Origin of the sequence: Pseudomonas sp. 24 E 13 (assembly GCF_900004715.1) — a bacterium.
Lineage (GTDB): Bacteria > Pseudomonadota > Gammaproteobacteria > Pseudomonadales > Pseudomonadaceae > Aquipseudomonas > Aquipseudomonas orientalis_A.
The window spans coordinates 109,527-129,852 of sequence record NZ_CVTO01000150.1 but is presented as its reverse complement, the minus strand read 5'-3'; the positions used below and the strand labels follow the sequence as shown (position 1 = coordinate 129,852).

Below are 20,326 nucleotides of genomic sequence, written 5' to 3'. Positions count from 1 at the left end.
TAAGTGAACAATGCGCACCCGCCCCTGCTCAATCCGACAATCCGTCTACAGTCACTGGGTTTGGGGCTTCTGGCACTGGTGCTATTCATCGCCGGCAACTGGCACCAGGCAATTATCGGCTTCGACTCGCGCTTCGTGGTATTTGCCCAGGAGATGCTGCGCCATGGCCCGAGCTTTTTTCCCACCACCTACGGCCAGCCGTATGCAGACTACCTGGCCACCTCGACCCTGCTGACCTGGTTATTGTCCCTGCCATTGGGCGAGGTCACCAGCCTCACGACCTGGCTGCCCAGTGCTGTCGCCTCGGCTTGCATCGTAGTGCTGGTGTATCGACTCACCGCGCCCTACTCCCAGCGCTGGGGCGTGCTGAGCATCGCCATGTTGCTGCTCAGCAGCACCTTTATCAGCGAAACCCGCGCCGTCTCCCTGGACCAGATGCTGGCGGCGGTGACGCTGGCCGTGTTTTACCTGGGTTATGCCCATGATCATTTCTCGGCGGCCAAGCGTCTGCACTGGGTGTTTGCGCTGTTGATGCTCGGTTTTGCGATTCGCGGGCCGATTGGTCTGGTCATCCCTACCGGAGTGCTGTGCAGCTATTACCTGATCAACCGTCAATGGCGGCAGTTGTTCAGCTTCGGGCTGTTGGCGCTGGCGTTGCTGGCGGCGTGTATCGGCCTGTTGCTGTTGCTGGCCAAGCTCAGCGGTGGCGAAGACTTCCTGCATGAAGTGATTCGCATGCAATTTCTGGGGCGCATGGATGGCAGCGAAGGCTCCAGCGGCGTGCTGTATTACTTCACCAGTTCCCTGGGCAACTACGCACTGGCCTACCCGGTGGCGCTTCTGGTCTTGCTGGCCGTGATGAGCGGCGGCCGCCGAGCCGCAGACCCGGCGCTGAAGCTGGTGCTGTACTGCGCGGCGGCCGGTGCCTTGGTCATGCTTGGCTTGTCGGTGCCCCAGGCGAAAAAGGCACGTTATATCCTGCCGATGCTGCCAATGGCCGCGATCATTGCTGCGTATCCGTTCCAGGTCGCTCAGGGCCGACTGTTCAGCGGGTTGCGCGGTTTGATGCTGGTGCTGTGGACGCTGCTACCTGCGCTGTTGGCGGTCGGCCTGATCGCGGCGCGACGCCGCTACCCGGAACTGCTGGCCGATCTGGGGCTGATGTTCGGACTGCTGGCGGTACTGCAGGGGCTGGCGGTGCTGGCACTGTTCAAGGCGCGACTGCGCGCGGTCGGGCCGGCTTTCGTTGCGGTGGCGGCGGTCTGGACGACTTACATCTCAGTGGTCGAACCCCTGGAGCGCAGCCTTTACGACACCCGCACGTTCACGCTGGCGGCCAAGGAGCAGATCCTGCAACAACCGGCACCGCTGGTGTTGCATGCATTGGGCAAAGACGCAAAAGCCATCAAGTTCATGGTCAACTTCAATTGCGACAAGGTCCCGCTGTTTACCCAATTGCCCGTTGAACTCCAGCCTATTCAGGCGCCGGCCTGGCTGGTGATGAGCCAGGAGGACTTCCAGAACCTGACTGACCCGCGCTTGCGTTTGCTCACGCCGACGCTCACTGGGGCATTCGATAAGACGCCTTATGTGTTGCTCCATCTGGAGAAAAACACCGCTCCCTGAGCGTGTTTCCAAAGAGCGCGTAAGAAATAACGCCAACTCACAAAACCGTGGGTGTTTTTCATCAAAATCACCGAGAAAACACCTACAGAGCTTTGCGTAAGAGCCGGGGCACTTTGCCTTCCGACGCCTGGAACCCGACTGTAGACTCGCTTGCCAAGTGGATTAATTATTTACCACCTGCGTCAGGCGATGTCTGGCACAACGCTGGTCGCGAACCTGCATAACAACAAGGAGTCAATGCCGTGCGAGAGGATAGGCTGGCTGTAGCGGCGCCGAGACTGGATCGGCTGATGGGGTTACGCGACGCACTGGTGGCGTTGAAGGGCCCGCTGGCCGACGAGCCAGGCATGCAGGAGAGCCTGCAAAAACACCTGTTCAATGAAGAACTCAATAGCCTTGTGCTGGGCAAGATCAGCACGCCAGCCCCGCAGAGTGTCGCTCGAATCCCGTTCGGCGAAGGCTCTTGAATACATATTTTTTGCATTCAACCCTCATTAATATGCATTGGCGTCGCTGTAACCCAGTTGGCACACTGCACGCGTTCCTCCCCCAATAACGTTGGAACGTTCAAGGCTTTCCAGGGAAACCAGGCAGGCCTTTTTTTCGCCCCCCGTTTCAGGACCCTTTTCAATGCTCGCTCGCTGGTTACCTGCCGCCATCAACACCCGTCCCGCTGAATGGAGCCGCGCCGCCATCGGCATGGCGTTGGGTGCCCTGTTCAGTGTCTGGGTGTGTGCCCAGGTGTTTGGCATGGAAGTCGCCCTGCATCTGCTGGGCCCACTGGGGGCGTCGGCGGTGTTGTTGTTCGCCGTGTCGTCGGGGGCGTTGGCGCAACCCTGGTCGATCATGGGCAGTTACCTGTGCGCGGCCGTGGTGGCGCTGCTCGTGGCACGGGTGTTGGGACGCACCCTGGGCAGCGCTTGCCTGGCGGCGGGCATGACCGTTGTGCTGATCTGCTGGCTGCGCTGCCTGCACCCGCCGGCCGGTGGCCTGGCGATGACGCTGGTATTGGCCGACCCGGCCTCCATCGCCCTCGGCTGGCACGAGCTGGCACCGGTCATGCTCGGGGCCGGTGCGCTGCTGACGTGCGCGCTGGCCTACAATAACGCCACCCGCACGCGTTACCCCAAGGCGCCTGCCGCACCGCTGCCGGTGGTGATCGGCAGTGCGCCCGCACCCGACCCGGCCATCACGGCGGCCGACCTCAAGCTGGCGCTGGCCGATATGGAGCAGTTCTTCGACGTCGAGCCCACGGCGCTGGAGGAATTGATCCATAACGCCGAAGGCCACGCGCGACGCCGCAGCATCGGCGAGGTCCTGGCCGGCCGCATGGTTTGACGCGCTCTGCATAAATGCAACAACGACCTGCATGATTCCGGGTTGTACGCGGCAAATTTGCGCTGGTACGATCAGGCGATGGTTCGCCCCCGAACATCTTGATAAAGAACAATAAAAGCAGGGAGTTAGTGATGACTGCTCAGGTGTCCCCCGAAGCAAGCCACACCGATATTCAGCAGCAGGAAATACTGAGTGAGGTGCGTAACCATATCGGTTACCTCACCCTCAACCGCCCCGCCGGTTTGAATGCCATCACCCTGGACATGGTGCGGCTGATGACAACGCGGCTACAGGCCTGGGCCGATGACCCGCGGGTATACGCCGTGGCGCTGCGCGGCTCCGGCGACAAGGCGTTTTGTGCCGGCGGCGATATCCGTTCCCTGTACGACAGCTTCAAGGCTGGCGACACCTTGCATGAAGACTTCTTCGTGGAGGAATACGCGCTTGACCTTATCCTCCACCACTACCCCAAACCCGTACTGGCATTGATGGACGGCTTCGTGCTCGGCGGCGGCATGGGCCTGGTGCAAGGCGCCGACCTGCGCGTGGTGACCGAGCGCAGCCGCCTGGCCATGCCCGAAGTGGCCATCGGGTATTTCCCGGATGTGGGTGGCAGCTACTTCCTGCCGCGCATCCCCGGGGAGCTGGGAATCTACCTGGGCGTCACGGGCGTGCAGATCCGTGCGGCGGACGCCTTGTACTGCGGCCTGGCGGATTGGTACCTGGACAGCACCCGACTGACCGAGCTTGCGCAAAGGCTCGATAGCCTGCAATGGCGCGATTCTCCCCTCAAGGACCTGCAAGGCGTGCTCGCCCAACTGGCCGTGCAGCAATTGCCCGATCCGCCGCTGGCGGCCTTGCGCCCGGCGATCGACCATTTCTTCGCCCTGCCGGACGTGCCAAGCATTGTCGAGCAACTGCAGCAAGTCACCGTCGCCGACAGCCACGACTGGGGCCGGGCCACCGCCGACCTGATGCAGACCCGCTCGCCCCTGGCCATGGCTGTCACCCTGCAGATGTTGCGCCGTGGGCGCCACCTGCGGTTGGAGCAGTGCTTTGCCCTGGAGCTGCATCTGGACCGCCAGTGGTTCGCCCGTGGCGACCTGATCGAAGGGGTCCGCGCCTTGATCATCGATAAGGACAAAAAACCGCAGTGGAATCCGCCAACGGTGCATGCGCTGAACGCCAGCCATGTCGAAAGCTTCTTCCGTGACTTCGCGCAGATTGAGAAATAAGCCATGCAAGATCTTGAATACACAGAAGAACAAGTGATGATCCGCGACATGGCGCGTGATTTTGCCCGTGGTGAAATCGCACCCTATGCCCAGGCCTGGGAAAAGGCTGGCTGGATCGACGATGCGCTGGTGGCCAAGATGGGCGAGTTGGGCCTGCTCGGTATGGTGGTCCCGGAGGAATGGGGCGGCACTTACGTGGATTACGTCGCCTATGCCCTGGCCGTGGAGGAAATCTCTGCGGGTGATGGTGCTACTGGCGCCTTGATGAGTATCCATAATTCAGTGGGTTGCGGCCCGGTCCTCAACTACGGCACAGAGGCACAGAAGCACACCTGGCTGGCCGCTCTCGCCAGCGGCCAGGCCATCGGCTGCTTCTGCCTGACCGAGCCCCAGGCCGGCTCCGAAGCCCACAACCTGCGCACCCGCGCCGAACTGCGCGACGGCCAGTGGGTAATCAATGGTGCCAAGCAGTTCGTCAGCAACGGCAAGCGCGCCCAGTTGGCCATTGTGTTTGCCTTGACCGACCCGGAGCTGGGCAAGAAAGGCATTTCGGCGTTCCTGGTGCCCACTGACACCCCGGGATTTGTGGTAGACCGCACTGAACACAAGATGGGCATTCGGGCGTCCGACACCTGCGCCGTCACCTTCAACCAATGCGCGGTGCCCGAAGCCAACCTGCTCGGCGAGCGCGGCAAAGGCCTGGCCATTGCCCTGTCCAACCTGGAGGGAGGACGTATCGGCATCGCCGCCCAGGCCCTGGGCATCGCGCGGGCCGCCTTTGAAGCGGCGCTGGCCTATGCCCGGGATAGGGTGCAGTTCGACAAAGCGATTATCGAACACCAGAGCGTGGCCAACCTGCTGGCCGATATGCAAACCCAGCTGAGCGCGGCACGCCTGTTGATCCTGCACGCCGCACGCCTGCGCAGCGCCGGCAAGCCATGCCTGTCCGAAGCATCCCAGGCCAAGCTGTTCGCCTCGGAAATGGCCGAAAAGGTCTGCTCCAAGGCGATGCAGATTCATGGTGGGTATGGGTACCTGGAAGACTACCCGGTGGAACGCTACTACCGGGATGCGCGGATCACGCAGATTTACGAAGGCACCAGCGAGATTCAACGAATGGTGATTGCCCGCGAATTGAAGAACTACCAACTCTAACTGACACACCTTGGGCAAAACTGTGGGAGGGGGCTTGCCCCCGATGGCGGCGGATCAGTCAATATGTTGGTTGACTGTCACACCGCTATCGGGAGCAAGCCCCCTCCCACATTGGATCTGCTGTGTTGTGAAGTCTGGATTACGTGCATTGAATATCGGCGCCTGGCCGATCATGCAGAACCACCCGCTCTGACTGACACACCGCGGGTAAAACTGTGGGAGGGGGCAAGCCCCTCCCACATTGGATCTGCTGTGTTGTTGAAGTCTGGATTACCTGCATTGAATATCGGCGCCTCGCCGATCATGCAGAACCACCCGCTCTGCCTGACACACCGCGGGCAAACTGTGGGAGGGGGCTTGCCCCCGATGGCGGCGGATCAGTCAATATGTTGGTTGACTGTCACACCGCTATCGGGAGCAAGCCCCCTCCCACATTTGGATCTCCATGGAGTGTGAGAATCTCGTTATTTGTCCTTGAACGCGGGCGTACGTTTGGCCACGAACGCTGCCATCCCTTCTTTCTGGTCCTGGGTCGCAAACGCTGCGTGGAATACGCGGCGCTCGAAACGTACGCCTTCGGACAGGCTCACTTCAAATGCGCGGTTTACGCTTTCCTTGACCATCATGCTGATCGGCACCGATTTACCGGCGATCAGGGTGGCGACTTTCAAGGCTTCGTCCAGCAGCTCGTCGGCGGGCACGATGCGCGCGACGATGCCGCAGCGTTCTGCTTCCACCGCGTCGATAAAACGCCCGGTCAGGCACATTTCCATGGCCTTGGCCTTGCCCACCGCCCGCGTAAGACGCTGAGTGCCGCCCATGCCAGGCAGTACGCCAAGGTTGATCTCCGGCTGGCCGAACTTGGCGCCGTCACCGGCCAGGATAAAGTCGCACATCAGGGCCAGTTCGCAGCCGCCACCCAGGGCAAAACCGTTCACGGCGGCAATGATCGGCTTGCGGCGGTTGGCCACGCGGTCGCTGTCGCTGAACAGGTCGTCCAGGTAGATCTGCGGGTAAGTCAGCTCGGCCATTTCCTTGATGTCGGCGCCGGCGGCGAAGGCTTTCTTCGAGCCGGTCAGCACGATGCAGCCGATCTGCGGGTCGGCTTCCAGGCCATCCAGCGCCTGGTTCAACTCACTGACCAGTTGGGCGTTCAAGGCGTTCAGCGCCTGCGGGCGATTGAGGGTAATCAGCCCGACGCGGCCCTGGACTTCGAGCAAAATGGTTTCGTAACTCATGTATCGGCTCCTTAAAGATTGCGTGAGATGACCATACGCTGGATATCGCTGGTGCCTTCGTAAATCTGGCAGACCCGCACATCGCGGTAGATCCGCTCCAGGGGGAAGTCGCTCAGATAACCGTAACCGCCCAGGGTTTGCAAGGCGGCCGAGCAGACTTTCTCGGCCATTTCGGACGCGAACAGCTTGGCCATGGACGCCTCGACCAGGGCCGGCTTGCCGCTGTCGCGCAGGGCTGCCGCGTAGTGCACCATCTGCCGGGCAACGGCAATCTGCGTGGCCATGTCCGCCAGGCGAAAGGCGACGGCCTGATGTTCGATCAGGGCCTTGCCGAAGCTTTCACGCTCACGGGCGTAATCGCGGGCCGCCTCAAACGCCGCACGGGCCATGCCCACCGATTGCGCAGCAATGCCCACGCGCCCGCCTTCAAGGTTGGCCAGGGCGATCCGGTAGCCCTCGCCCTCCTCGCCAAGGCGGTTGGCAAGCGGCACCTTCAGGTCTTCAAACAGGATCTGGCAGGTATCCGAGGCGTGCTGCCCCAGCTTGTCCTCGACCCGCGCGACGCTGTAGCCCGGCGAATCGGTGGGCACGATAAACGCACTGATGCCACGCTTGCCCGCCGCCGGGTCGGTGACCGCAAACACAATCACCACACCGGCGTTCTGCCCCGAGGTGATGAATTGTTTGCAGCCGTTGAGCACGTAATGGTCGCCCTCAAGGCGTGCGCGGGTTTTAAGGCTGCTGGCGTCGGAGCCGGCCTGGGGTTCGGTCAACGCAAAGGCGCCGAGCATCGCTCCGCTGGCCAGGGGCTTGAGGAACTGTTCTTTCTGCTGGTCACTGCCGAACTTGAGGATCGGCACGCAACCCACCGAGTTGTGCACGCTCATGATGGTCGAGCAGGCGCCATCGCCGGCGGCGATTTCTTCCAGGGCCATGGCGTAGGCCAGGTAACCGGTGTCGCAGCCACCCCAGTGTTCCGGCACCAGCATGCCGAAAAAGCCCAGTTCGGCCATCTCACCGATGGCCTCCCGGGGAAAGCGATGGTCGCGGTCCCATTCGGCGGCGAACGGTTTCAAGCGTTCCTGGGCAAATTGCCGGGCCGCGTCGCTGATTTGCAGTTGTTCGTCATTAGGCAGCATGGTCAGTCCTTAATACAGGCATTCAACGGCCATGGCCGTGGCTTCACCGCCGCCGATGCAGATCGCCGCAACGCCGCGCTTGAGGCCTTTCTGGCGCAGGGCCGAGAGCAGCGTCACCAGGATGCGCGCACCCGAGGCACCGATCGGATGGCCCAGGGCACAGGCGCCGCCGTGCACGTTGACCTTGTCGTGGGGAATTTCCAGTTTGCTCATGGTGACCAGGCTGACCACCGCGAACGCTTCATTGATCTCGAACAGGTCGACATCCTCCAGGCTCCAGCCGGTTTTGCCCATCAACTTACGTATCGCCCCAACAGGCGCCACCGGAAACAGCCCCGGTTCATCGGCAAACGCCGCATGCCCATGAATCACCGCCAGGGGTTTGAGGCCGCGCTTGCTTGCCTCGGATTCGCGCATCAGCAACAGCGCCGCCGCGCCATCGGAGATCGAGCTGGAGTTGGCTGCGGTGACCGTGCCGCCTTCGCGGAAGGCCGGCTTCAGGCTGGCGATCTTGTCCAGCCTGGCCTTGGGCGGCTGTTCGTCATGCAGGATGGTTTTCTGCTCTTTGCCGACAGTGACCTGCACCGGAACGATTTCAGCGGCAAAACTGCCGTGGGTGATGGCCTCCTGCGCGCGCGTCAGGGAGGCAATCGCAAAGGCGTCCTGGGCTTGGCGGGTAAACCCGTTGTGCTCGGCACAGTCTTCGGCAAAGGTGCCCATCAGGCGGCCCTTGTCGTAGGCGTCTTCCAGGCCGTCGAGGAACATGTGGTCGAGGACCTTGCCGTGCCCCATGCGATAGCCGCTGCGGGCGCGGTCGAGCAGGTACGGCGCGTTGGACATGCTCTCCATGCCGCCGGCGATCACCACGTCGACACTGCCGGCGCGCAAGGCATCGTGAGCCATAATCGTCGCTTGCATGCCCGAGCCGCACATCTTGTTGAGCGTGGTGCAACGGGTGGATTTGTCCAGCCCGGCGCCCAGCGCTGCCTGGCGTGCCGGCGCCTGGCCGAGGCCTGCGGGCAGTACACAGCCAAACAGCACTTCGTCGACGGCGTCGGTGGCGATACCGGCGCGCTCGACCGCCGCACGAATCGCGGCGGCACCCAGTTGCGGTGCGGTCAGGCCCTTGAGGTCGCCCTGGAACCCGCCCATGGGCGTGCGCACGGCGCTGACAATAACGATAGGGTCATTCATGAATGATGCCTCCTTACCTGGCTGCCATGCGCAAGGCGCCGTCGAGACGGATCACCTCGCCATTGAGCATGCTGTTTTCAATGATATGCCGCACCAGGGCCGCATATTCGACGGGTTTGCCCAGGCGTGGCGGGAACGGCACGCCGGCGGCCAGGGCCTCGCGTACCTGCGGGGTCATGCCGGCCATCATCGGGGTTTCGAAGATGCCGGGGGCGATGGTCATCACGCGGATACCGAACCGTGCCAGTTCGCGCGCGGCCGGCAAGGTGAGGCTGGCAATCGCGCCCTTGGAGGCGGCATACGCGGCCTGGCCGATCTGCCCGTCGAACGCCGCCACCGAGGCGGTATTGATGATGACACCGCGTTCGCCATCGGCATCCGCATCGGTTTCAGCGATGGCCGCAGCGGCCAGGCGCAACAGGTTGAAGCTGCCGATCAGGTTGACGTTGACCACCTGGGTAAAACTGGCCAGGCCGTGCGGGCCGTCCTTGCCGAGAATCTTCTCGCCACGCACCACACCGGCGCAGTTGACCAGCCCGTGCAAACCACCAAAGGCGGCAACCGTGGCGTGTACGGCGGCTTCGGCCGCCGCTTCCTGGCTGATGTCCGCCACGGCGCTGCGGGCGTTGTCGCCAAGCTGGCTGGCCTTGGCGGCAACGGCGTCGGCGTTGAGGTCCACCAGCATGACCTTGGCGCCCGCCGCGATCAGCATGTCAGCGGTGGCCGCGCCGAGACCGGAAGCGCCGCCGCTGACCAGGAATACCTTGTTTTCAATCTGCATCACTGTTTCCTTTTGAAAAGATCACGCCACGGCCGCCTGGGCCTTGGCGATTTCCTGATTACGCAAGATGAAGCGTTGCAGTTTGCCGCTGGGGGTCTTGGGCAAGTCGCTGACGAATTCGATTTCCCGCGGATACGCATGGGCCGCCAGGCGTTGACGCACGTGCAGGCGCAATTCTTCGGCGAGCTCCGGGGTGGCGCGGTATTGCTCGTTGATCACCACAAAGGCTTTCACCAGTTCGGTGCGCTCCGGGCAAGGTTTGCCGACCACCGCGGCTTCGATCACGGCCGGGTGTTCGACCAGCGCACTTTCCACGTCGAACGGCCCCACGCGGTAGCCGGAGGTGGTAATCACGTCATCACTGCGCCCGACAAAACTGATACTGCCGTCCGGGTTGAGCTCCACGGTATCGCCGCTGAGGTAGTACTTGCCGACAAAGGCTTTGGTTTTCACCCCGTCGTAGCCTGCGAACCAGCACATCGGCGATTGCTCGCGGTCGATGGCGAGAATGCCGGGCTGACCGGCAGGCAATTCCTGGTAGTTGTCATCCAGTACCACGATGCGATGCCCGGGCGAAGCGAACCCCGCCGCGCCGACATGCACCGGATGCGCCAGGCCGTGGTGATTGCACAGCACCATGCCCAGCTCGGTTTGCCCGTAGTGGTCGTGAATGGTCACGCCGAGGTTGTCGGCGAACCAGCGAATCACCTCGGGGTTCAAGGGCTCGCCGGCGCTGCTGACGATGCGCAACCGGCCCTTGATCGAACGGGCGAACTGCTCGCCGCCGGCAATCAATAGTCGATACGCGGTGGGCGAGCCGGTCAGGTTGGTGATGCCGTATTTGTTGATGACGCGGCAGGTGCTTTCCAGTGTAAAGGGACCATCGTAGAAGGTAATCGGATGCCCCATGGACAGCGGCCCGGTCACACCAAAATAGATGCCGTAGGCCCAGCCCGGATCGGCCACGTTCCAGAATGCGTCTTCGGGGCGCAGGTCCACCGCGTCGCGGGTATAGGCTTGGAATGCGACAATCGCCTTGAGCGGCACCGACAGGGCTTTGGAGGGCCCGGTGGTGCCCGAGGTGAACATCAGCAAAAAGGGCTCGTCCGCCCCCAGCAGTACGGGTTCGCAGGTATTGGAATAATGGGGCAGTTCGGCCCAGAAGCTGAAATCGCCGCGCACCAGGCCTTCGCCTTTGGCCCCGGTGACCGTCACGATGGTCGGGCAGCCCTCCACGTCCGCGAGCTTGGGCCGATTCACCGCATCGGTGACCACCAGGGCGGCGCCGGAACTGTTCAGGCGATGCTCGATGGCCTTGGGCCCGAATGCGGTGAACAAGGGTTGATAGACCGCGCCGATACGCCAGGTGGCCAGGACCACCACCAGCAGTTCGGCCGTGCGCGGCAACAAGCCGGCGACTTTGTCACCACGCTTGATGCCCTGCCCCAGCAGGAAATTGGCAAAGCGTGCGGCCTGGTCCTGCAAGTCGGTAAAGGTGACCATGGAGCTGCGCCCGTCCTTGCCCTCCCAGAACAGCGCAATACGCCCGGGCAGTGCGTGACGGTCACAGCACTCCACACAGGCGTTGAGGGCCTGCAGGTTGCCGGCCAGCGTCATGTCGACGGTGTGCTGGTAATCGAATTCGGTGGTGGCGGCCAGGTAATCACGCATCGCTTCGGTTCCTTGTGTGTTTTTGTTTTAAGGACACTTCCAAACCAGGTCAATCGCCTGCAAATAGTCGCTCCACAGCGCTGCCACCAGCAATGGTCAAAGCCGCCAACATGGCTGACTGGTTTGGCCAATCCGGTTTGACACTCGCCCTGCACTGGCCGAAGCTTGCGACTTTGTACCCGTACCCTGCCTTCGGACGCCTGCATGTCAAAGTCACGCCGTTACTCCATCATCGGCCTGTGCGCCCTGTTGTCGATTGTGTTGATCACCTGGTTTTTCTCCCGCACAACGCCCGTGACCGCGCCCCCGGCGATTGCCCAGGGTTATTCCAAGGCCTTGAAGCAGGCGCGCAATGGCGAGCCGGGGGCGGCGCGGGTGTTGTATCAACAGCTGGGGCGGCCGGACCTGTCACCCGAGCGGCGCGCCGCGCTGCATGCCGAGCTGCCCAACTACCCCAGCCCCCAAGCGCTGAAGCTGGCGGATAAAGACCTGGCCGATGCCTCGCCCGTGGTGCGTGAAGCGGCGATCCACAGCATTGTCGGCCTGGTGCCGACCGGCCAGCGCACCTTGCTGCTCGGGCCGGTGCTGGAGGACCCCGAACAGCAAGTACGCTTTGCCGCCGCCAACGCCCTGCTCGGCCTGTCGCCGGACACCCTGGGCCTGTATTTCGGCCCGCTGCAGCAAGTGCTCGACGAATTCGCCAAAACCCTCAAGGCCCGGCCCGAGACCGCCGAAGGCTGGATTCAATTGGCGCGTCTGTATATCCACAGCGCCCTGCTGGCGGATGCGCAACATGCGCTGCAGCAGGCCATGCGCCTGCAACCGGACAACCTGCAAGCGGTGGTGGCGCAGATCGAGCTGCTGGATAAACAGGGCAAGACCGACGAATCGCGCCAGCTGCTGGCGCAGCAATTGGCGGCGCACCCGGAGTCGGCCTACCTGCAACACGCCCTGGGTATGTGGCTGCTGCACCATGGCGAGCGCCCCTACGCCTTGCTCGGCCTGTCCAAGGCGGTAGAGCTTGAGCCGGACAATCAGGATTACCGCTTCGACCTGGCCACGACGTTGCACGACCAGGACGAGCTTGAGGCGGCCCAGCGGCAGCTGGAAGACATCGTCCAGCGCCACCCGGCCAATCGAAAAGCGCGTGTGTTGCTGGTCAATTATTGGAAAGAAAGCGGCCAATTGCAGAACGTCCAGGTACTGCTGGCACAGCTGGAGCAGCAGAATCCGGATGATCCGGCCCTGCAGCAGGGTCTGTGATGGCCCTGCAAAACCTGTAAAAATTGGCAGGTTGCTCACAAATAACGTTGAACCGCTACACACCGCCAGGGTCAAGTGAATATGACGCGTCCAACGGCGCGCACCCAATTCGTACGTGACCTGAGGGCACTTCTTGTCTACATCAACTTCGCTCTTAAGTGAAAAGGCAGCCACCGGCATCGAAGGTCTTGATGACATTCTTTCCGGGGGCCTCTCACGCAGCCATTTGTTCTTGCTGGAAGGCGAGCCTGGCACGGGCAAAACCACGGTCGCCCTGCACTTTTTGCAGGCCGGCGCGAAAAACGGTGAAAAGTCGCTGTATATCACCTTGTCCGAAACCGAACGTGAGCTGCGCCAAGGTGCCAAGTCTCATGGCTGGGACTTGGACGACAACATTCATATCTTCGAGTTGACCCCGCCGGAAAGTCTGCTCAACGCCGAGCATCAGCAGAGCCTGCTGTACTCCTCCGATCTGGAACTGGGCGAAGCTACTCGGCAGATTTTCGAAGTGGTGGAACGCATCAAGCCCACCCGCGTGGTGGTCGACAGCCTGTCGGAGATCCGCCTGCTGGCGCAAAGCTCCCTGCGCTATCGCCGGCAGATCCTGGCGATCAAGCATTACTTTGTGCGCTATGACGCCACCGTGCTGCTGCTCGACGACCTGACCACCGAATCCCTCGACAAAACCGTGCACAGCGTGGCCCATGGCGTGATTCGCCTGGAAGAACTGACGCCCAGCTACGGTGCCGAACGTCGCCGGGTGCGTGTAGTGAAGTACCGGGGCCAGAAGTACCGTGGCGGCTTTCACGACTTCACGATCATGGGTGACGGTGTGCATGTGTTTCCGCGCCTGGTGGCGGCCGAGCATCGCGGCGGCTACACGCGCCAGACCATGAGCAGCGGTATCGCCGAACTCGATGCCTTGATGGGCGGCGGCGTCGAGACCGGCTCCAGCAGCCTGATTCTCGGCCCGGCCGGCACCGGCAAATCTCTGATCTCCATGGTCTTCGCCGCCGCGGCGGTCGAGCGAGGGGAAAAAGCCGCGCTGTTCATCTTTGACGAAGAGATGGGCCTGCTGTTCGAGCGCATGAAGAATATGGGCATCGACCTGGCGGCGCTGCAAGCCACCGGCAACCTGCTGATCGAACAGGTCGACGCGGCCGAGCTGTCGCCTGGTGAATTCTCACACCGTGTACGCCGCTGCGTAGACGAAGGCGGCATCAAAACCGTAGTAATCGACAGTATCAACGGTTACCAGGCGGCCATGCCGGAAGAGAACGCACTGATCCTGCATATGCACGAACTGCTGCTGTACCTCAACCGGCGTGGCGCTGCGACCTTCATGACCGTCGCCCAGCATGGCCTGGTCGGCGATATGCAGACCCCGGTAGACATCACCTACCTGGCCGATACCGTGATCCTGCTGCGTTACTTCGAAGCGCTGGGCAAGGTGCGCCGGGCCATTTCCATCATCAAGAAACGCACCGGTACCCACGAATCGACGATTCGCGAATACCGCATCAGCAGCAATGGCATGACGGTCGGCGAACCGCTGGATAACTTCCAGGGCGTGCTGCGCGGCATACCGATCTACATGGGCGCCGGCTCGCCTCTGCTCAAGGAAGAGGGAGTGTGACGTCTCTGTCCCCGGTGTTTGAACGCGCCATTATCCTCGCGCCTTTGGGCCGCGACAGCTCGTTGGCGCTGATGATGCTCAACGAAGCCGGTTATCAGGGTATGGTCGTCGGCAATCTCATCGATTTGTGCGAAGCGTTGAACGAAGGTGCCGGCCTGCTCATTGTGGCGGCTGAAGCCTTGCGTGGCGTGGACCTGGACCCCCTGCTGGAGTACCTGCACCAGCAACCGGCCTGGTCTGACCTGCCCATTGTGCTGATGACCCATCACGGCGGCAGCGAGCAAAACGGCTCATCGCACCTGAGTGGGTTGCTGGGCAATGTCACCTTCCTTGAGCGTCCGTTCCATCCCGTGACCCTGATCAGCCTGGTCAGCGCCGCCCTGCGCGGGCGGCGGCGGCAATACGAAGCACGGGACCGCCTGCTCGACCTGAGCGCCAGTGAGTTGCGCCTGCAACGCACCCTGGAGTCCCTCGAACAGCAGGTGGAAGAGCGTACCGCGCAACTGCGCAGCAATGAAGAAGCCTTGCGCCAGTCGCAGAAAATGGAGGCCGTCGGCCAATTGACCGGCGGCATCGCCCATGACTTCAACAACATGCTGACCGGCATCATCGGCAGCCTGGAGTTGCTGCGAAGGCGTATAGCGCGGGGCAAGCTGGACGATCTGGACGGCCTGATCGACCTGGGTGTCACCTCGGCCAACCGTGCCGCCGGCCTCACCCATCGCCTGCTGGCGTTCTCGCGCAGGCAGTCGCTGGACCCCAAACCCGTGGAGATCAATCAACTGGTCAGCTCCATGGGCGAATTGCTGCAACGCAGCATCAATGAAAGCATCTCCCTGCAAATGCGCCTCAGCGACAGCCTGTGGACGGCCGAGGCCGACCCCAATCAACTGGAAAGCGCCCTGCTCAACCTGGTGATCAATGCACGTGATGCCATGCCCGGCAGCGGTATTCTTACCGTGGAAACCACCAACCGCCACCTCGACAGCGTGTTCACCGCCGCCTATGGCACCTTGAACCCTGGCGATTACGTGGAGTTGAGCGTCAGTGATACCGGCTGTGGCATTCCGGAACACTTGATGGGACGGGTGTTTGATCCGTTTTTTACCACCAAGCCGATCGGCCAGGGCACCGGCCTCGGGCTGTCGATGATCTATGGCTTTGCACGCCAGTCCCATGGCCATGTGACGATTCACAGCGAAGTCGGCAAAGGCACCACGGTGAGTTTGTTCCTGCCACGATTTGTTGGCGAGATCCAGCACCAGGAACCGCTTAATCCGACATTGCCACCCTTTGCCGATACTGGTGAGACCATATTGATCGTCGAGGATGATCCGGCAGTGCGGATACTGGTCAGCGCCGTACTCAAAGAGCTCGGTTATGGATTTGTTGTGGCGGGTGATGGCGATACGGCGCTGCCGATCATTGAGTCCGAGCAGCGCATTGACCTGATGATCAGCGATGTAGGCCTGCCAGGGATGAACGGGCGGCAACTGGCGGAAATAGGCCGGCAGATTCGTCCGGAACTCAAAGTGTTGTTTATTACAGGTTATGCCGAGCATGCGGCGGTGCGCGGTGGTTTCCTGGAATCGGGGATGCAACTGATCACCAAGCCATTCACGTTTGACTTACTGACAGCCAAGGTGCGGGAGATGCTTCAGGCGTAAATAGATACATCGCTATTAAACGAGTTGTCATAGATCCATGTTGGCCCGAAGGAATCAATGCCTGTTTTTCACCACGAAACGTAAGCACTTCGTATGAAAAATACTTCCGCCAGCATCGATCAAGAGAATTTCGTCAGTGATTACGCTTCCTGCTGTTTTACTCCAATTCTCTGCGCCGGATGGAGTCCCGTTCGCTGAGAATCGCGCACAAACTGTCCCCTCCTCTGCCTCGCCAGTGACGGAGATTCCCGTGGCCACTGGGGCCACCGATGAATCTCCTCAGATAGAGGGGGACAGGGCCTTGGCCAGGAGGTACGCCAATGCGCTGAAAAGTCCGGACATTCAAGCGCATGGTCTGGATTTTAACAGGTTCGTTGTTCAAGACATTCCGCCGAACTCGTCCTTCGGACAATGGCGAACGCACCTGCACGATATAATTCAAAGCCCCGCAATGCGCGATTGGTCACGCAATAAGGGCATTGACCTATCCTTGCCCTTCAAGATTGATGCACGCAACGGCATCATCAGTCTCAACCGGGCGGTCGACCCTATCAGCGTATATGACTTTCCTGGCTGGCCTCTACTTATGAGCGCCGCTAAAGCGCTGACGCCGGACGGTGGGGTTGTTACGGTCGGGAAAAAAAATACCGCACCGGTGCAAGACATCGGTTTTTTTTACCGTGAATATCTTCATATTGATCGCTCACCCCCCCAGCACGCTCAGGAAGAACTTCTCAGAGCGCATGCCGATAAGGTGCTGGAGGGACCACCTTTCAAACCAGCATATTCTCAAAACCCTTTTAAAGAGGATCTGATTCTTCAACAGACTCGACTGGGTGATTTGAATAATCGTAGGGCCGTGAGTGGCCAGATAACCACCCGTCTTGCCGCAACACTTGGAAGGCTACCGAACTCTGTAATGCCCTATAGCACTCCCGAGGAGCGCGCGCAGCCTTTTAGCTCGGCCCAACAGGAAACGATGAAAAGTACGGTGTTCACTGTAGACCCCTCCTCGTCCTATTTTAAAGAACACAATCTACTGCCGGGGGCAACCGTGACCCTGCACACGTTTATGGTGGACCACGGTGTAGAGATTCCCGCGACCTATGATCAGCTCTCGGTCGTGGCCAAAACATTGATGAGTGTACCGCCGGTAAAGCCCGCTCTCGGAGACCTGGGTGGTGCGCTTTCCTGGCCGACGCTGCTAAGCAACGAGGATCAGCGCAAGCTCCACTCTGTCATTCGTCATGTGTTGAAAGATGAGCAAGACGACAATTTGCTCGCTCATTGGACCCGTAACGTTCACTGGGATGCCAGCACCCTCAATGATAATCCTCGTCAAGTGCTCAGCGAGATCCTCAATTCCTCTAGAGCACGATGGATGGGTTTCGCAGCCGAATATAATCTTGGCGAAATAGCCTCGCCTAACTCTCTTGAAGACTGGATGCTCGCCGCGCTTCAAATCTCGCTGGACAGTGACAGTGTGCGAACCTCGACGAAAAGCAAAGTCGCCGGATTCGACTTGGCCGACCCCTACCTCGGGGGGAAAAGCGCATCCACTTTACGAAGCGCCCTGATTGATCACCTGATCCGCGAGGAAAAAGCCACGGTCCGTACTGCGCCGCTTGCCGAGTTTGTACTGTTGTCTCGCAAAGCGCAGGAGCTTCTTGTCAAAGATATACCTGAGGAAGTCAAATTTGGCTCGCACACATGGGTCAGTTTCAGCACTGGAGTGGCGCGCATCGAAGCCCAGGCACCCGGTTCTACCTGTACGATGACGTATGCGCAGGTGATGACTCGCAGTGCTCAAATACCACTTTCGCCTGAAGAAAAGCTCGTTGAAAAACTCGCGCAAAATGACGCCCTAAAAATCTGGGGCGTCGTACAGGGTATCTTGGACGCGACCCGCGAGGATGTGGACCCAGACCCAAGGATGGATGAGGTGCGCAGTGCATTTAACGAGCACGTGGCTCAGTTGAGCGCAGCGTCCATTGCGTTCGCAACGGAGATGCCCGATTTCCATGAGAAGGCGCTGAAACACTTGCAGTCGTTAATGCCGCATTTATCCTTGGATGATCTTAAGGACAAATGCATTACCCGTGACACAGCGCGGTATGACTTTCCCGGCCCTTGTTCGGTATTGGATTTATACCTGACCAACAAGCTCGGCTCCAGCGATCCGCAATGGCGGTCAAGTAACAGCAAAATAAGTCTGCCCGCCATTCGCGCGGTATTGAGTACTAAGACGTCCTCGATGTCGGATCTAAAGACTGAATTTGAACAGGAATTTTCCGCTTACGTTGATCGCTACGAGGCGGCAATTACTGCGCAAACCAAATATTTAATTTCATCGCTGCCTCTGTCTGATCGAAAAATGATCGAATACGGTCAGCTCACGGTCGCTCAACATTTTTTGGTTCATCTTCCCGCTACCACAGGGCAGTTGAAGAGCTACCCAAGGGATGAGGGAAAAATATATATACGCAGCAAACTCGATGAGAATACCCATACGTATGAAATAGACTGGAAAAAAAACACTATTGTAATGCGCGATGATTTAAATGAACTGAACATTGGACCCGCGCCCTCAGCCAGGTCCCCAATACCAAAAGGCATGAAGCTGGGAGATAAATTTAATCTCCTTGCACCCATCGCCCCTGATAGCAGCTATTCGGACACGTTGCTTGATGAGGCTGATGACTCGAAAACGCCAAAAAGTTACTCCAGCGAAAGAACACGCTACATCGCCGATGTAAAGTTAAAAATTGTCGATATTCAGTCGTATAAAAAGGCTGCCAAGGGATTGACGACGTTCGATACAGAAGTTTCAACCAACAAAAGAGTAGGTGAATTTTTCCTAAACCTTGTTCCACTTTACTCAGCCATCAAAAATTTCTCGAAAGGCAACGTCGGCGAAGGCATTGTTGACCTGGCATTGGATGCATTCGGGTTTTTCGTCAGCTTCGCTGTGGCTGCAAAGGGTGCCAAGGCCCTTAAAGCTAGGTCATCAGCACTCAAATACTTCAAGTATGGCGCCAAGATTTTTGGTCGTGGCACCGTGAGCGCACTTAATCCACTGGATGGCGTTGGTACGTTAGTGAGAGGTGTCGGAACCTTCGCAAACAACGTGGCAAAACTGGCCACCAGGAAAATCATCACGTGGACCGCGCCGCAAACCTATGATTTGCTGAAAGGGTTGAAGGGCTACGACTCCGGGGCAATAGGAACAGCGAAGATACAAGGAGAAATCGTTGAAACGGTAGCCGTGCAGAAGGAGGGGAAGTGGTATGCCATCGACACAGCTACCCGGCAACCCTACGGTCTTCCTTTAAAAGATTTCCTACCCTCCCCACGGATAAGTGTGGAATCGTTTGGACGATGGGCGACTGCGGCCGATCCCAGAAAAATGATAAGCGATAAGATTGTCAATGCATGGGAATCCAGTATCAAGCAACATCGAGGAACAGCGGAGTTCGACAATGGCTATTACATCGGCGCGTTTGACAATGTGCCTGGCTTAGGCAAAGCCAACAAAGTCGAAGACATCATGAAGTTGGCCGGTAATACCAAACTCACGGCCGAGCAGGTAGGTATTATTGCCAGGAAGTACGATGATATTGCTTACGCCTTTGGCCGTAAGGGTGCGGCGAGGTTCATCGATAATATAGAACCTCGCTTCGGTACTGTCACCCCCATGCCACAAGTCGTATACCTGACTCTGACATTACAACTGTCTGACGGGCAGTGCGCCGCGCTGTCCCGAGTAATGGCAACGGCAATTGAGAATGGAAAGGAAGCTGAGTTCATTAAAAATCTCTACACCGCTGCGGCGTTTCCCACAGATCCTGCCTCTCGAGCATTTGCTAAAAAGTTGAGCAAGATTCAGAACCAGGTGGGCCCCAGATCCGCTTTCCATGCCGATAAAACGCTCAGGCAGCTTTCCTATCAAGATATGATAAAGGAACTGAGCGATTCACCCATTCAAAAGTCGGTAATGATTGACTCGCCGGGCCATGCGATGGCGGCTGGGGTCAAGATAAAGAATGGCGAAAAGATATTTTGGTACTACGACCCAAATTTCGGCGTGGCAAACTTTTCGTCCGCCGAAGCTATGGAGGGTGGCCTGCACAGACTTTTCCATGATAAAAAACTCAACGTTCAATACAGAACCCACGGGGTTGACAGGAACACTCTGGAGTTCAAAGTCTTTGATCATGATGACGAGTGGATGAAAAAAAACAGTGTCTTCGACGCAGATGTTAGAAGCTTATATGACATACCGCTGACAACGTCGAGTCGACCCTGAACTGGTCTAATGACATTGGACGCCTTACTAGGGCGCTAAGATGGCGCCCAAAAGCTGGAGTGTGTAGACGCTGCGAA

Annotated in this window: 14 protein-coding genes; 9 read left to right on the top strand and 5 right to left on the bottom strand. The window is 59.6% G+C overall.

Features of this window, described 5'->3' with window-relative positions; translation table 11 throughout:
• The first annotated feature begins 3 nt into the window (after positions 1 to 3).
• The 5 genes from BFP90_RS22085 (at position 4) to BFP90_RS22070 (ending at position 5,354) form a co-directional block, all read left to right on the top strand.
• Positions 4 to 1,626 carry an ArnT family glycosyltransferase gene (locus BFP90_RS22085; protein WP_065897989.1) on the top strand — a complete coding sequence of 541 codons (1,623 nt, stop codon included), beginning with the start codon at positions 4 to 6 and terminating at the stop codon, positions 1,624 to 1,626.
• Between the two features lie 242 nt (positions 1,627 to 1,868).
• Positions 1,869 to 2,093, top strand: coding sequence for a type VI secretion system contractile sheath small subunit (locus BFP90_RS28545; RefSeq protein WP_370671704.1), 225 nt, complete (start codon positions 1,869 to 1,871; stop codon positions 2,091 to 2,093).
• A gap of 163 nt (positions 2,094 to 2,256) precedes the next feature.
• Positions 2,257 to 2,964 (top strand): HPP family protein, encoded by a 708-nt coding sequence (locus tag BFP90_RS22080; RefSeq protein WP_065897988.1) that lies wholly within the window; start codon positions 2,257 to 2,259, stop codon positions 2,962 to 2,964.
• Between the two features lie 131 nt (positions 2,965 to 3,095).
• The gene (locus BFP90_RS22075) at positions 3,096 to 4,199 is read left to right on the top strand and encodes an enoyl-CoA hydratase/isomerase family protein (protein WP_065897987.1); all 1,104 of its coding nucleotides are present in this window, start codon (positions 3,096 to 3,098) and stop codon (positions 4,197 to 4,199) included.
• A gap of 3 nt (positions 4,200 to 4,202) precedes the next feature.
• The gene (locus BFP90_RS22070; protein ID WP_065897986.1) at positions 4,203 to 5,354 is read left to right on the top strand and encodes an acyl-CoA dehydrogenase family protein; all 1,152 of its coding nucleotides are present in this window, start codon (positions 4,203 to 4,205) and stop codon (positions 5,352 to 5,354) included.
• Positions 5,355 to 5,818: 464 nt separating this feature from the next.
• Here BFP90_RS22070 and BFP90_RS22065 read toward each other — a convergent pair whose 3' ends face one another.
• From BFP90_RS22065 to BFP90_RS22045, 5 genes are read right to left on the bottom strand one after another with little or no spacing between them, the layout of a single operon-like run.
• Positions 5,819 to 6,592, bottom strand: a complete 774-nt coding sequence (locus tag BFP90_RS22065) for an enoyl-CoA hydratase (protein WP_065884299.1) — start codon at positions 6,590 to 6,592, stop codon at positions 5,819 to 5,821.
• Between the two features lie 11 nt (positions 6,593 to 6,603).
• On the bottom strand, positions 6,604 to 7,731 hold the full coding sequence (locus BFP90_RS22060; RefSeq protein ID WP_065892755.1) for an acyl-CoA dehydrogenase: 1,128 nt from the start codon (positions 7,729 to 7,731) through the stop codon (positions 6,604 to 6,606).
• Positions 7,732 to 7,740: 9 nt separating this feature from the next.
• Complete coding sequence (locus BFP90_RS22055; RefSeq protein WP_065897985.1) at positions 7,741 to 8,925, bottom strand: acetyl-CoA C-acyltransferase; 1,185 nt, start codon at positions 8,923 to 8,925, stop codon at positions 7,741 to 7,743.
• A gap of 13 nt (positions 8,926 to 8,938) precedes the next feature.
• The gene (locus BFP90_RS22050) at positions 8,939 to 9,706 is read right to left on the bottom strand and encodes an SDR family NAD(P)-dependent oxidoreductase (protein WP_065897984.1); all 768 of its coding nucleotides are present in this window, start codon (positions 9,704 to 9,706) and stop codon (positions 8,939 to 8,941) included.
• 21 nt (positions 9,707 to 9,727) lie between these two features.
• Entirely contained in the window at positions 9,728 to 11,377 is a 1,650-nt protein-coding gene (locus tag BFP90_RS22045) for an AMP-binding protein (RefSeq protein WP_065897983.1), read from the bottom strand.
• A 204-nt stretch (positions 11,378 to 11,581) separates the two neighbouring features.
• Between BFP90_RS22045 and BFP90_RS22040 the strand changes: the two genes are divergently transcribed.
• From BFP90_RS22040 to BFP90_RS22025, 4 genes are all read left to right on the top strand, one after another.
• Entirely contained in the window at positions 11,582 to 12,640 is a 1,059-nt protein-coding gene (locus tag BFP90_RS22040) for a tetratricopeptide repeat protein (protein ID WP_065897982.1), read from the top strand.
• Between the two features lie 133 nt (positions 12,641 to 12,773).
• A complete protein-coding gene (locus BFP90_RS22035; RefSeq protein ID WP_065892760.1) occupies positions 12,774 to 14,276 on the top strand; it encodes an ATPase domain-containing protein in 1,503 nt (500 codons plus the stop codon).
• A complete protein-coding gene (locus BFP90_RS22030) occupies positions 14,273 to 15,943 on the top strand; it encodes an ATP-binding protein (protein ID WP_065892761.1) in 1,671 nt (556 codons plus the stop codon). The genes BFP90_RS22035 and BFP90_RS22030 overlap by 4 nt, the downstream gene beginning before the upstream one ends.
• 250 nt (positions 15,944 to 16,193) lie before the next feature.
• Positions 16,194 to 20,249, top strand: coding sequence for a hypothetical protein (locus tag BFP90_RS22025; RefSeq protein WP_065897981.1), 4,056 nt, complete (start codon positions 16,194 to 16,196; stop codon positions 20,247 to 20,249).
• Positions 20,250 to 20,326: the final 77 nt, after the last annotated feature.